The organism is Massilia sp. DD77 (genome assembly GCF_036961685.1).
Lineage (GTDB): Bacteria > Pseudomonadota > Gammaproteobacteria > Burkholderiales > Burkholderiaceae_D > Telluria.
In genome coordinates, this window is sequence record NZ_JBAMDH010000039.1 from 24927 (window position 1) to 38306 (window position 13380).

Annotated in this window: 11 protein-coding genes; 9 read left to right on the plus strand and 2 right to left on the minus strand. The window is 66.8% G+C overall.

What is annotated here, in order from left to right; all coding sequences use genetic code 11:
- The first annotated feature begins 94 nt into the window (after nt 1-94).
- From lldD to V7778_RS20930, 7 genes are all read left to right on the plus strand, one after another.
- Nucleotides 95-1228 carry an FMN-dependent L-lactate dehydrogenase LldD gene (gene lldD, locus V7778_RS20900; protein ID WP_335558784.1) on the plus strand — a complete coding sequence of 378 codons (1134 nt, stop codon included), beginning with the start codon at nt 95-97 and terminating at the stop codon, nt 1226-1228.
- Between the two features lie 230 nt (nt 1229-1458).
- A complete protein-coding gene (locus V7778_RS20905) occupies nt 1459-2613 on the plus strand; it encodes a TRAP transporter substrate-binding protein (RefSeq protein WP_335558786.1) in 1155 nt (384 codons plus the stop codon).
- A gap of 163 nt (nt 2614-2776) precedes the next feature.
- Nucleotides 2777-3361: a TRAP transporter small permease subunit gene (locus V7778_RS20910; protein WP_335558788.1), complete on the plus strand. Its 585-nt coding sequence runs from the start codon at nt 2777-2779 to the stop codon at nt 3359-3361.
- Entirely contained in the window at nt 3358-5322 is a 1965-nt protein-coding gene (locus V7778_RS20915; protein ID WP_335558789.1) for a TRAP transporter large permease, read from the plus strand. The genes V7778_RS20910 and V7778_RS20915 overlap by 4 nt, the downstream gene beginning before the upstream one ends.
- A 198-nt stretch (nt 5323-5520) precedes the next feature.
- Nucleotides 5521-6672, plus strand: coding sequence for a PAS domain-containing sensor histidine kinase (locus V7778_RS20920; protein ID WP_335558792.1), 1152 nt, complete (start codon nt 5521-5523; stop codon nt 6670-6672).
- Between the two features lie 86 nt (nt 6673-6758).
- A complete protein-coding gene (locus V7778_RS20925) occupies nt 6759-7211 on the plus strand; it encodes a response regulator (protein ID WP_335558794.1) in 453 nt (150 codons plus the stop codon).
- Nucleotides 7212-7488: 277 nt separating this feature from the next.
- Nucleotides 7489-8136 (plus strand): YitT family protein, encoded by a 648-nt coding sequence (locus tag V7778_RS20930; RefSeq protein WP_335558795.1) that lies wholly within the window; start codon nt 7489-7491, stop codon nt 8134-8136.
- Here the strand turns inward: V7778_RS20930 and V7778_RS20935 are convergent.
- Nucleotides 8121-9542 (minus strand): carboxylesterase/lipase family protein, encoded by a 1422-nt coding sequence (locus V7778_RS20935; RefSeq protein WP_335558797.1) that lies wholly within the window; start codon nt 9540-9542, stop codon nt 8121-8123. The genes V7778_RS20930 and V7778_RS20935 overlap by 16 nt on opposite strands.
- Nucleotides 9543-9635: 93 nt before the next feature.
- Entirely contained in the window at nt 9636-10577 is a 942-nt protein-coding gene (locus tag V7778_RS20940; protein WP_335558843.1) for a LysR family transcriptional regulator, read from the minus strand.
- A 262-nt stretch (nt 10578-10839) separates the two neighbouring features.
- On the opposite strand from V7778_RS20940, the gene V7778_RS20945 reads away from it, so the two are divergent.
- Nucleotides 10840-12552, plus strand: coding sequence for a sensor domain-containing diguanylate cyclase (locus V7778_RS20945; protein WP_335558798.1), 1713 nt, complete (start codon nt 10840-10842; stop codon nt 12550-12552).
- 76 nt (nt 12553-12628) lie between these two features.
- Nucleotides 12629-13360, plus strand: a complete 732-nt coding sequence (locus V7778_RS20950; RefSeq protein WP_335558799.1) for a helix-turn-helix domain-containing protein — start codon at nt 12629-12631, stop codon at nt 13358-13360.
- Nucleotides 13361-13380 lie beyond the last annotated feature (20 nt).

Genomic DNA, 13380 nt, shown 5'->3' on the forward strand with positions numbered 1-13380 from the left:
CGTCATAAATAATTTAGATTGTTTCTTGGAAATGCGGCAAACTCAAGCTGAATTTTCTGCTCATTGAAATGAGGCTTCATCCAGCGCGACCTTCATGATCATTTCCTCAGCCACCGATTTTCGCGAAGCGGCGCGGCGCAAGCTGCCGCCCTTCCTGTTTCATTATCTCGACGGCGGCGCCGGCGCCGAGCAGACCCTGCGCGCCAATGTCGATGATTTGCAGCTGGTGAAGCTGCGCCAGCGGGTCCTGCGCGGCTCCGCCCGGCTCGACCTGGCCTGCGACTGGTTCGGCGAGCGCTACAGCCTCCCGATTGCGCTGGCCCCGATCGGCCTGGCCGGCATGTACGCCCGCCGCGGCGAGGTGCAGGCGGCGAGGGCGGCCTGCCAGCGGCACATCCCCTTCATCCAGTCCACGGTGTCGGTCTGTTCCCTGTCCGAAGTGGCCGCCCAGGCCTCGCGCCCGCTGTGGTTCCAGCTCTATGTGCTGAAGGACCGCGCCTTCATGCGCGACGTGATGCGCCGCGCCTGGGACCTGGGTGCGCGCAACCTGGTGTTCACGGTCGACATGCCGGTCCCCGGCGCCCGCTACCGCGATGCCCACAGCGGCATGAGCGGCGCCAAGGGCCCGCTGCGCCGGGTACTGCAGTCGATGCTGTGTCCGCGCTGGGCCTGGGACGTCGGCCTGCATGGCCGTCCCCACGACCTCGGCAACATCTCCGCCTACCGCGGCCACGCCACCGGCCTGGCCGACTACATCGGCTGGCTGGGCGAGAACTTCGACCCCGACATCAGCTGGCAAGACCTGCAGTGGATCCGCGACGAGTGGCAGGGCAAACTGATCCTCAAGGGCATCCTGGAAGCCGACGATGCGCGCGCCGCCGTGGACTTCGGCGCAGACGGCATCGTGGTGTCCAATCATGGCGGCCGCCAGCTGGACGGTGCGATGTCGACGGCGCAGGCGCTGCCGGCCATTGCCGAGGCGGTGAAGGGAAAACTGGCGATCTTCGCCGACGGCGGGGTGCGCACCGGCGCCGACGTGTTCCGCATGCTGGCCCTGGGGGCGGATGGCGTGCTGATCGGGCGCGCCTTCGTCTATGCGCTGGCGGTGGGGGGGCAGGCCGGGGTCGAGCAGCTGCTGGCCATCATGGAAAAGGACTTGCGCACCACCATGGTCCTTACGGGCGTGAAGTCGGTCGCGGAGATCGGCCCCCACCTGCTGGCCCGGTGAGCCCAACCTCATGCATACGAGCAAGCTGGTCCAAAATGCAACAAAGCGGTAAGATCGCTGCGTGGCCTTGCAGTAAGGAATCTGTAAGGAAATGCGTGAATTCTAGAAAATAGTGTCAGTTTTTTATCAGGAGGCATCCCGACGGCCAAATTTGTGTGTGAGCGATTCAGTCCCAGGCATTTCCGTTTCATGTATCAGTCCGTAATCAATAATTAGACAGGAGACATACGATGAAGAAGGACGACAAGGATTCGAAGCAGACCGTAGCAACCCGCAGGAAATTCCTGGGCAGCGCAGCCGCCGGCACCGGCGCCGCCGCACTGGCATTCCCGAGTATCGCGACCGCACAGACACCGAAGCAGATGCGCTTCCAGAGCACCTGGCCGAGCAAGGACATCTTCCACGAATACGCGCTGGACTTCGCCAAGAAGGTCAACGACATGACCGGCGGCGAACTGAAGATCGAAGTGCTGCCGGCCGGCGCCGTGGTGCCCGCCTTCGGCCTGCTCGACGCCGTGTCCAAGGGCACGCTCGACGGCGGCCACGGGGTGATGGGCTACAACTACGGCAAGCAGGCGGCGATCGCCCTGTGGACCTCGGGCCCGGCCTTCGGCATGGACGCCAACATGGTGCTCGCCTGGCACAAGTACGGCGGCGGCAAGGAGCTGCTGGTCGAACTGTATAAAGGGATCGGCGCCAACATCGTTTCCTTCCTTACCGGCCCGATGCCGACCCAGCCGCTGGGCTGGTTCAAGAAACCGGTCACCAAGAAAGAAGACCTGAAGGGCCTGAAATTCCGCACCAACGGCCTGGCCATCGACCTGTTCACGGCCATGGGCGCGGCGGTGAACGCACTGCCGGGCGGCGAGATCGTGCCCGCCATGGACCGCGGCCTGCTGGACGGCGCCGAATTCAACAACGCCAGCTCCGACCGCCTGCTCGGCTTCCCCGACGTCTCCAAGATCTGCATGCTGCAGAGCTTCCACCAGAGCTCGGAGACCTTCGAGGTCACCTTCAACAAGACCAAGTACGACGCGCTGCCGGCCAAGCTCAAGGCCATCATCGAGAACGCCGTCGAGGCGGCGTCGGCCGACATGTCGTGGAAGGCGGTCGACCGCTATTCCAAGGACTATCGCGAAATGCAGGCCAAGGACGGGGTCAAGTTCTACAAGACCCCGGACGCGCTGCTGCAGGCGCAGCTGGCGGTGTGGGACGAGGTGGTGGCCAAGAAGGGCGCCGACAATCCGCTGTTCAAGAAAGTCGAGGCATCGATGCGCGCCTTTGCGGAACGCGCGATGAAGTGGGACATGGACACCAACAATCCGCGCCGCATGGCCTACAACCACTACTTTGGCCGCAAGGCTCCCGCGGCGAAAAAAGCGTAGACAGCGCGGCGGTGACGAAGATTAGTTAGCCTCAAAACCGTCGTTCCGGCGCAGGCCGGAACGACGGGCATAGGTTCACTGTCGTTCACGACCTCCGTAGCAGTGCCTTGTGCGCCACCCCGCATTCGCAGGGTGGCTATTCGTCGCGACCGGGAGCAGTTTCATGCAGAGCGTTTTGTTTTTCGTCGACCGGGTCAGCAGCTGGGTAGGACAGGCGTTTTCCTGGCTGATCGTGGTGCTCACCTTTCTCATTTCCTGGGAAGTGTTCGCGCGCTACGCCCTCAACACGCCCAACCCCTGGGCATTCGACCTGATGATCATGATGTACGGCGCCGCCTTCATGATGGCCGGCGCCTATACCCTGGCCAAGAACGGCCATGTGCGCGGCGACGTGCTGTACACCTTCTTTCCGCCGCGCCTGCAGGCCGGCCTGGACCTGATCCTGTACTTCGTCTTCTTCATCCCCGGCGTGGTGGCCCTGGTCTGGGCCGGCTATACCTACGCCGCCGAATCCTTCGCCATCCGCGAGCATTCGACCCTCACCGCCAACGGTCCGCCCTTATATCCCTTCAAGATGGTGATTCCCTTCGCCGGCGCCTTGCTGCTGCTGCAGGGCTGCGTGGAGATCGTGCGCTGCGTGATCTGCCTGCGCGACGGCGCATGGCCCGCGCGCGAGGCCGACGTCGAGGAAGTCGACGTCGACAAACTGAAGGCATCGGTCCAGGCCGACGAAGGGAAAGCGCCATGAGAAAAGAAATATGGTTCGGCCTATCGATCCTGGTGGCGATCGTCATCGCCCTGTTCGCCCTGATGCCGGCGCCGTCCGACATGACCAACGGCCACCTGGGCCTGCTGATGCTGGCGCTGGTGGTGGTCGCCATCATGCTCGGCTTCCCCACCGCATTCACCCTGATGGGGATGGGGGTGCTGTTCGCCTGGTTCGCCTTTCACAGCCAGGACCCCGACCAGGCGGTCCAGCTCACGCTGGACCTGATGGTGCAGCGCGCCTATTCGGTCATGGCCAACGACGTCCTGATTTCGATCCCGCTGTTCATCTTCATGGGCTACCTGGTGGAGCGCGCCAACCTGATCGAGCGCCTGTTCAAGAGCCTGCACATCGCCATGGCGCGCGTGCCGGGATCGCTGGCGGTGGCCACCATCGTCACCTGCGCCATCTTCGCCACCGCCACCGGCATCGTGGGCGCGGTCGTCACGCTGATGGGCCTGCTGGCGCTGCCGGCCATGCTCAAGGCCGGCTACAGCACCCAGCTGTCGGCCGGCTGCATCACGGCGGGCGGCTGCCTGGGCATCCTGATTCCGCCTTCGGTGCTCCTGATCGTGTATGGCGCGACGGCCGGGGTCTCGGTGGTCAAGCTGTATGCGGGCGCCTTCTTCCCGGGGATCATGCTGGCCGGCCTGTACGTGGGCTATGTGCTGATCCTCGCCAAGTTCAAGCCTTCCGTCGCGCCGCCGCTGCCGCCCGAAGAGCGCGTGGTCGCGCTGCCGGCCTACACCCAGGCGATCCCGAACGCCTACAGCAAGATGGCGGTGTCCGGCTTGGTGCGCGCGCTCAAGGGCGAGCGCGCCGTGCAGGTGCCGAGCCGCACCCTGGTCTCGAACCTGTTCGTGGCCCTGCTGCCCGCGCTGGTCTTCGCGGCGCTGATGGGCGTCAGCTACAGGGTCGTCACGGCGCCGGACGCCGCCCCCACCGAGCTGGTCGAGATGGGCGCGCAGAACGACTTTGATGCCTCGTCCAGCAGCGATTCCAGCAACAACAGCGGCGGGCTGGAAGAGCCGCCGGTCGAGGGCGGCCTGGAAGAGCCGCCGGTCGAGGGCGGCCTGGAAGAACCGCCGGTCGAAGGCGGCGCAACCGAGGCGCCGGCCGCCACGCCGGCGCCCGCCGCCGCTGCGCAGTCGAGCGCCGCGCCCGCGCAAGCGGCGGAACCCGCAGCCAAGCCGGCATCGAAGAATTTCTGGATGGGGTGGGGCGGCGCCGCGGTCGCGCTGCTGATCTTCTACCTGTTCTTCAGCTTCGCGCGGCTGGAGATCTTCAAGATGCTGCTCGGCTCCCTGTTCCCGCTGGCGATCATGATCCTCGCCGTGCTGGGCAGCATCGTGTTCGGGCTGGCCACGCCGACCGAGGCGGCGGCGATGGGGGCCTTGGGCGGCCTGATCCTGGCGATCGCCTACCGCCGCTTCAACATCGGCATGCTGCGCGAATCGGCCCACCTGGCGACCAAGACCACGGCCATGGTGTGCTGGCTGTTCGTCGGGTCCAGCATCTTCTCGGCCGCCTTCGCCCTGCTGGGCGGGCAGGAGATCATCAACACCTGGGTGCTGGGCATGGACCTGACGCCGGTGCAGTTCATGATCCTGGCCCAGGTGGTCATCTTCCTGCTCGGCTGGCCGCTGGAGTGGACCGAGATCATCGTTATCTTCATGCCGATCTTCATCCCGCTGCTGGCCCACTTCAACATCGACCCGCTGTTCTTCGGGCTGCTGGTGGCGATGAACCTGCAGACCGCCTTCCTGTCGCCGCCGGTGGCGATGTCGGCGTTCTACCTGAAGGGCGTCTCGCCGCCGCACGTGACCCTGAACCAGATCTTCCTCGGCATGCTGCCCTTCATGGGGCTGCAGGTGCTGGGGATCGTGCTGTTGTACACCTTCCCGGCGATCGGCCTGTGGCTGCCGGAGGTGCTGTACAAGTAGGAGACTCGCCGCCCCGGCGAAGGCCGGGGCCGTCCCTGCGCATGGCGGGCGGGAGCCGGCCCGCCCGGTTCACCCGTGCGCTGACAGTTTGTTTCTAAAAATATAATCGTACGGCCATGCACCCGATTCGGGTAAGCCTTACCCGTGGGCAGGGCGGGCCGCCGCGGCGCGCGGCGGATTGACGTTCCAAGCGACCTCATGCCCACCGATTCGACACGCAAAGACACTTTCTGGACCCAGCGCGACGCCGATGCGTTCGCCGAGCTCATGCTCGTCAAGACGCGGCAATACGGCGTGATGTTCTACGACACCGCGCTGCGCATCACCGGCTGGAACCAGGGCGCGGCCTTCATCACCGGCTGGACCGCCGACCAGGTCCTGGGCAAGCCGACCGGCATCCTGTTCGTCCCGGAAGACTGCGAGCGCAAGCTCGACGAGCACGAGGCGCGCACGGCGGCCCTGGTGGGCGTGGGCGAGGACGAGCGCTGGCACCTGCGTAGCGACGGCTCCCGCTTCTGGGCCAGCGGGGTCAGCGTGCCCCTGCACAGGGACGAGAACGGGCAGGTCACCGGCTTCGTCAAGATCTTCCGCGACGCCACCCATCTGCGCGCCCGCACGCGCTTCCTCGAGAACGAGCTGAAAGACAACGTGACGCGCCAGGCCGAGCGCGACGTGTTCATCGGCACCATCGCGCACGAGATGCGCAATCCGCTGTCGCCCCTGCGCTCGGCCCAGCAGCTGCTGCAGATGTTCTCCGGCGACGCCGAACGCAGCCGCCAGCCCCTGGCCGTCATGGACCGCCAGCTGGGTTTCCTGGAAAAGCTGATCGAAGACCTGGTCGACCTGACCCGGGTGCAAAGCGGCAAGTTGAGCATCAGCTACGAAAAGACCCACCTGCAGGTGCTGCTGAGCGAGGCCGTCGACAGCTGCCGCGCCGCCGCGCAGGCGCACCAGATCAGCTTCCACCTGTCCTTTCCCGCCGTGCCGATCGAGGTCGAGGTGGACAGCCGGCGCATCAACCAGGTCTTCGTCAACCTGATCAACAACGCGATCAAGTACAACCACCCCGGCGGCGACGTCTGGCTGACGGCGACGGCGGACCAGACCCACTTCGTGTGCTACCTGAAGGACAACGGCAAGGGCATCCCGCCGGAACTGCAGCCGAAGATCTTCGATGTCTTCACCCAGGCGGAGAACACCGGTGCGCAGCGCGGCGAAGGACTGGGCATCGGGCTGGCGGTGGTCAAGGAGATCGTTTCCTTGCACCAGGGTACGGTCGAGGTGCGCAGCGAAGGGGTGGGCAAGGGCAGCGAATTCATTGTCCGGGTGCCTTTGCATAGGCCCGCCTGAAGCGCCGCAGCCCCCGCGTCCAATCGTGCGTGGAGACGCGGTCATCAGAGCGATAATGACAACGCCGATGTCATCGAGGAGAAGTCGTGTTTCGCACCCCAGTCCGGCGCCGCTTCAGTACGGACGACCACCAATTCCCACCGCCCGGCATGGCGGCCCGTCCTGACGCCTTCGATTCCGAACCGGGCGCACAGGTGCACAAGGTGCTGGTGGTGGACGACCAGCGCGACCTGGCCGACCTGGCCGAAGCCCTGTTGCGCTCGCACGGCCTGGAAGTGGTGGTCGCCTATTCGGCCGATGAAGCGCTGCGGGCGCTGGAAGCGCACCCCGACATCGATGCGGTGTTCTCGGACGTCATGATGCCGGGTATGAATGGCCTGGATCTCGCCGATCACATCGATGTCAGCTATCCCCACATCAAGGTGGTGCTGACCTCGGGGTTCACGATTCCCGAACTGCTGGCGGAGCGCCGCAAGCGCTACCTGTTCGCTCCCAAGCCCTACAACATCGCGACCATCCTGAGACTGCTGCGCAGCTAGGCTGGCGGCGCCCTGGCACGCCTGGCATGGGGGCGCTGTTGTAACTGTGGGTTTCCGCACTTACATTGCAGTGCAACATGAGCGATAATACGGGCCGTTGGCCGTCGTACGGTTTGGATTCCCGTATTTTATTGTCACGGCTTTGACTGCCTGGGAGCTCGCCTCCCGCTTTGACCATCGTACAATCCATGATCCACGCTTTCATGCCTGCCTGGCCCATGGCCGGGCGCACTGTCCGCCGCTGCAGTTTCCCGATCGTCCGCGCCGAGGTGGCGCGATGACGCAGGGCGTGATGCGTTCGCAGGCGGCGCCGGCTGGCCGCGGTCTCGAGGTCAAGCCGCACTCGCTGCTGGACGACGTCTATGGCATCTGCGTCGGCGTGCTGTTCGCCGCCACCGGCGTCCTGCTGCTGCAGGCGGCCGGCCTGATCACGGGCGGCGTGGCCGGCATCGCGCTGCTGGGGTCCTATATGACGGAACAGTCGGTCGGCCTGCTGTTCCTGCTCATCAACGTACCTTTCTTCCTGTTCGGCTACCTGTTCATGGGCGCGCGCTTTACCGCCAAGTCGCTGGTCGGCAGCGCCATGATCATGGCCTTGCTCAAGCTGATCCCGAACGGCCTGGTGATCGGCCACGTCGATCCGATGGTGGCGGCGCTGGGCGGCGGCACGTTCTGCGGCATGGGTATCCTGGCCCTGGCGCGCCATGGCGCAGGCCTTGGCGGCACCGGCATCGTCACCCTGTGGCTGCAGAAGCGCTACGCGATCAATGCGGGCCGCACCCAGGTGATGATCGACAGCGTGATCCTCATGGTAGCGCTGACAATGGTCGAGCCTGAGCGCGTGGGCTGGTCGGCCCTGAGCGCGGTGGCCATGAGCAGCATGGTCATGGCCTGGCACCGTGCGGGACGCTATTTCGGCAGCTGAGCCTTGCCGGCCGAGGCCAGCTTCGCGGCCTCGATCTCTTCGCCCCACGGATCTTTTTTCGGCTCCGGCTGGCCGCTCTCGGCGAAATCCATGATGTGGTCGGCGTCAGGCCGGTAGCGCGGCCAGGCCGGCAGGCGGGGGCCATTGGGATCGCCCTTCTTCGCGAAATTCACCAGGTAGGCGCTGACCGCCTTGCCCATGCCGACGTCCTTCTGCGTGCTTTGCTCGCCGTATTTCACCGCCACCGTGTCGAAGAAATAGGGAATGTCGGTCGCATGCGCCGCGCCCGGCTTGCCGATCGCGTCCGCCACATACGAGAAGCGGTAGGCATAGACCGGCACGCCCTGTCCGGCCAGGGTGGCCGCCAGGCTGCGTGCGCCGGCCACCATGAAGCCGGTCTTGCCGCCGATGTCGGCGCTGGTGGCGCCGATCATCACCGGCAGCTTGTGGAAGCGCCCGGCCGCGAAGGCGGCGCCGGATTCGACCGCCAGCTTGCCGTCGGCGAAAGGCCCGTGATAGGTCGGCGCGCCCGCAACCCCACGGTTGGCCAGGTTGAGGCCATCGACCACCGCCTCGGCGGGCAGGGCGCGCAGTTTGTCCAGCGCCTGCGGATCGTCCGCGGCGATGCCCTTGGCCGCGGCGAAGTTCACGCCGATCTTTTCGACATTCGCCAGGCCCGGGTCGGCGGTCTTGCCTTCGCCGCCGGACATCACCACCGCCTTGGCGAACAGCCCTTCGGACATCGGCGAGGTGAGCAGGGCGTTGACCGCCATGCCGCCGGCCGATTCGCCGATGATGGTGACGTTCGCCGCGTCGCCGCCGAAGGCGCCCACGTTGCGCTTGACCCAGCGCAGCGCCGCCAGCTGGTCCATGAAGCCGTAGTTGCCGAGGAGGGCATCGCCGTTCTCGCGGGTGAGCTGCGGATGGGCGAAGAAGCCGAAGCGGCCCAGGCGGTAGTTGAAGCTCACCAGCACCACGCCCTGCCTGGCCAGCGCCGCGCCGGCATAGGTTGGAGGCGAGGACCCGCCGTTGACGAAGCCGCCGCCATAGATCCAGACGATCACGGGCAGGCGTTTCCCTTTTGCCTTGGCAGGCTTCCACACGTTCGCATACAGGCAGTCCTCGCTGGGCGCGGTGCCGAGCGGGGCGGCGTCGCTGGAGAAGGGCAGCTGCATGCAGTCGGCGCCGTAGCCGGTCGCCTGGCGCACGCCTTCCCAGGACGCGGCCGGCTGGGGCGCGCGCCAGCGCAGGGCGCCGACCGGGGGCGCGGCGAAAGGAATGCCCTTCCAGCTGGCCACGCCGTCCTGCACCGCGCCCGCCAGCTTGCCGGTGTCGATCACGACCACCGGGCCGCTGGCGGCCTGGGCCATCTGGGGCAGGGCGAACGCGGCTGTGACCGCTAACATCGTAAGGGGCGCGGTGCGGTGTCGGGGCATCGGATGTCTCCTGTCCTTGGTCTGCGGGGGATGGCTGGATCGTAAAGAGGGCTTGCCTGCTCGTCAATGGAAATCTTGGCGCCGGCGCGGGTGGCCTGCCGCCGGAGCCTTGGCCGGGTCGAAGCCGGCGAACACCGTCTTGAGCCAATCGACGAAGACGCGCACGCGTGGCGACAGCTGGCGGTTCTGCGGATACAGCACCGAGACCGGCAGGGTGGGCGGCGGCAGTTCGGGCAGCAGCACCTCCAGGCCGCCGGAGCGCAGCTCGGCCTCGATCCGGTAGCGCGGCACCTGGACGATGCCCAGCCCGGCGACGGCGCAGGCCGTGACCATATCGGCGCCCGTCACGGTGACCGAACCGGGCAGGGTGCGCTGGCGCAGTTCGCCGCCCTGCATGAATTCCAGCGGATAGGGACGGCCGGTGGCCGATGAGACGAAGTTCACCGCTTCGTGGCGGTCGAGGTCTTCCAGCGCCTGGGGACGGCCGGAGCGGGCCAGGTAATCGGGGCTGGCGCAGGTCACCTGGTCCAGCTGGGCGAGCGCCTGTCCCACCATCGAGGAATCCTGCAGGTTGCCGACACGCAGTACGCAGTCGATGCCTTCGCGGACCAGGTCGACCAGGCGGTCGCCCTCGCTGATGCGCAGCTCGACCGCCGGGTAGCGCGCCAGGAAACCGGGCAGGGCGGGCGCGACCACGTGGCGCGCCAGGGTCGACTGCACGCTCACGCGCAGCAGGCCCGCCGGCGCGGCCCGCGAGAACACGCTTTCCATCTCGGCCAGATCGCCCAGCAGGCGCACGCAGCGCTCATAATAGGCTTGGCCGTCGAGGGTGGGCGCGACCACCCGGGTGGTGCGGTCGAGCAGGCGGGCGCCAAGCCGCTTTTCCAGGCGCTTGATGGCGTTCGTCACCGTGGCGCGCGGCAGCTGCAGATCTTCCGCCGCCGCGCTGAAACTGCGCCGCTCGACGATGCGGACGAAGATGTGCATCTCCTGGAAGCGGTCCATGTGGGTGCTCATATTATTCCCGTCGCATCAATAATGTACCCGCTTAATGTATCATTATTTTATGTCGATTAATGATCGATCCTGTATGAACCGCAATGAGCGCGCCTGCCCCGCCTAGCACAGCGGCGGAAACGCATATCCTCGCCATGTGAATATTGGTGAGAGTGTTGCTTTTGCGCCAAAATAACTCTTCAGTAATAAAAGATTCCGATCTGCATGACTTTTCTGTCCTGGTTCGCAGGTATGATCGGGCCCTTCCTCCGTGTTTACCGATACTATGCAGGGCAAGTTTTCCAAGTTGCGGCTGTCCAGCCTGATGACCCTCGCCGTGTGCGCCACCGTCGCCTTGACGGTCGCGCTGCAGCTCGCGCTGGTCAATCACTTTGCCGTCAGCCATGCCGGGCAGGAAGCCGAGCTGCGCCTGCAGCAGCTGTCCTGGCAAATGCGCGATTCGCTCAACCGCATCGTGGAGCAGGCCGCCGGCGACGCCCGCCTGCTGGCCGAGCTGTCGTCGGTCAGGCAGGGGCAGGACCCGGCGACCACCCGTGGGGCCTTGGAAAGCCTGCAGCGCACTTTCCCCGACTATGCCTGGATCGGCATCGCCGCGCCGGACGGGACGGTCGCCGTCTCCACCAAGGCCTTGCTCGAAGGCGCCAACGTCAGTGCGCGGCCCTGGTTCCAGGCCGGCCAGCACGGCGTGCGCGCCACCGACTACCATCCGGCCAAGCTGCTCGACAAGCTGCTGCCGGCCGGCGCCGACCCCTGGCGCTTCATCGACTTGTCCGGTCCCGTCTACGGCGCCGACGGCAGGCTGCAGGGCGTGCTCGGCATGCACCTGAGCTGGGAGTGGGCGCGCCGCCACGCGCGCGAGCTGCTCACGCCGGCCCTGCGCGCCTACGGCGCCGAGATCCTCGTCGTGCGCGACGACGGCACCGTGCTGCTCGGCCCCCAGGAACTGGTGGAGCAGAAACTCGAAACCAACAGCCTGCACGCCGCGCGCCAGGGCCGGACCGGCTCGCTGCGCGAGACCTGGCCCGACGGGCGCGCCTATGTGACGGGCTATAGCCGCACCGGCGACCTGGACGATCCGGCCTCGCTGCGCTGGTCGGTGCTGGTGCGCCAGGTCGAGGACAAGGCGATGGAAGGCGCCAAGGACCTGCAGCGCCGCATGCTGATGTGGAGCGCGGCCCTGGCCCTGGCGCTGGCCGTCTCGGCCGGCCTGCTGGCGCGCCGCCTGAGCCGGCCCATGGACGAGCTGGGGCGCGCGATCGAGCGCGCCACCGAGGCCACGGCCAAGGGTGTGGAAGCGCCGCCGATTCCGCTGGTCGGCGGCTTCCACGAAGCGGAGGTGCTGTCCTCGACCCTGCGCGACCTGGTGCGCAGCGAAGCCGACAGCCGGCGCGCGCTGCTGGCCATGAACGAAAGCCTGGAGACCGCGGTGGCCGAGCGCACCGCCGAACTGCAGGCGCTGCTGCTACGTGATGTGCTGACCGGCCTGCCGAACCGCCGCGCCCTGCTCGAAGCCCTGCCCGAAGCGATGGCGCGCGCCCAGCGCGTCACGCGTCCGGCGGCGCTGCTGTTCATCGACATGGACGGCTTCAAGGCGGTCAACGACACCCACGGCCATGAGGAAGGCGACGAGCTGCTGCGCCAGTTCGGCGCGCGCCTGTCCAAGGCCGTGCGCAAGACCGACATGGTGGCGCGCCTGGCGGGCGACGAATTCGTCGTGGTGCTGGAGATGCTGACCGACGCCGCCCACGCCGAAGACACGGCGCGCAAGCTGCTCGAGCGGGTGCAGGAAAGCTTCCGCCTGCGCTCGGCCACGGTGCGGGTGGGCGCCAGCATCGGCGTGGCGATCCACCAGCCGCAGGACAAGCCCGATCTGGACGCCTGGCTGGCGCGCGCCGACCATGCGATGTACGCGGCCAAGCGCGCGGGCAAGAACAAGGTGGCGCTGGCGGCGGTACCTGTCTGAACCGCCAGCTTGCCGGCGGGTAAACAGGACTGTTACCATCCTGGCATCGATTCCACCACCGCCGGCGGCGGCTCCCATGTCCGAAATCAGCCTGCTCGTCCAGACCCTGAAGCGCCAGCTCAAGCTGCAGGGCATGACCTACCGCGACGTCGCCGCCGCCCTCAGCCTGTCCGAGCCCAGCGTCAAGCGCCTGTTCGCCACCGAGCAGTTCACGCTCGAGCGCGTGGTCGAGGTCTGCAACCTGCTCGGTTTTACCCTGGCCGAGCTGGCCCAGGAAGCCCAGGACGGCCAGCGCCGCCTGCGCACCCTGAGCGCCGAGCAGGAGGGCGAGCTGGTATCGGACCCCAAGCTGCTCCTGGTGTCGGTGTGCGCGCTGAACCACTGGAGCATGGCCGAGATGCAGGCCGTGTACCGCCTGAGCGAGGCGGAATGCGTGCAATACCTGCTGCGCCTGGACCGGCTGCGGCTGATCACCCTGCTGCCGGGGAACCGTATCCGCCTGAACGTCGCGCGCGACTTCGACTGGCTGGCGGAGGGGCCGATCCGGCGTTATTTCCGCGAGCAGGGGATGCCGGACTTCCTCGACGCGGCCTTCGGGGAGGCGGGGGAGCCGCTCGATTTCGCGCACGGGATGCTGACCGAGAGCGCCCAGGCCAAGCTGCGCGCCGAGCTGCGGCAGTTGCGGACGCGCTTCGCCCAGTTGCACGAGGAGAGCCTGGCGGCGCCGCTGGCGCAGCGCAAAGGGACCGGGTTGTTGCTGGCGCTGCGGGAATGGGAGCCGGTGGCGTTCAGCCGGCTGCGCCGGTAGGGTTGGCGGCAGAGCCGCCA

Excerpts from the sequence above, each read along its gene's own strand:
- lldD (WP_335558784.1), top strand. The coding sequence starts at position 95 with ATGATCATTTCCTCAGCCACCGATTTTCGCGAAGCGGCGCGGCGCAAG.
- V7778_RS20905 (WP_335558786.1), top strand. The coding sequence starts at position 1,459 with ATGAAGAAGGACGACAAGGATTCGAAGCAGACCGTAGCAACCCGCAGG.
- V7778_RS20910 (WP_335558788.1), top strand. The coding sequence starts at position 2,777 with ATGCAGAGCGTTTTGTTTTTCGTCGACCGGGTCAGCAGCTGGGTAGGA.
- V7778_RS20915 (WP_335558789.1), top strand. The coding sequence starts at position 3,358 with ATGAGAAAAGAAATATGGTTCGGCCTATCGATCCTGGTGGCGATCGTC.
- V7778_RS20920 (WP_335558792.1), top strand. The coding sequence starts at position 5,521 with ATGCCCACCGATTCGACACGCAAAGACACTTTCTGGACCCAGCGCGAC.
- V7778_RS20930 (WP_335558795.1), top strand. The coding sequence starts at position 7,489 with ATGACGCAGGGCGTGATGCGTTCGCAGGCGGCGCCGGCTGGCCGCGGT.
- V7778_RS20935 (WP_335558797.1), bottom strand. The coding sequence starts at position 9,542 with ATGTTAGCGGTCACAGCCGCGTTCGCCCTGCCCCAGATGGCCCAGGCC.
- V7778_RS20940 (WP_335558843.1), bottom strand. The coding sequence starts at position 10,577 with ATGGACCGCTTCCAGGAGATGCACATCTTCGTCCGCATCGTCGAGCGG.
- V7778_RS20950 (WP_335558799.1), top strand. The coding sequence starts at position 12,629 with ATGTCCGAAATCAGCCTGCTCGTCCAGACCCTGAAGCGCCAGCTCAAG.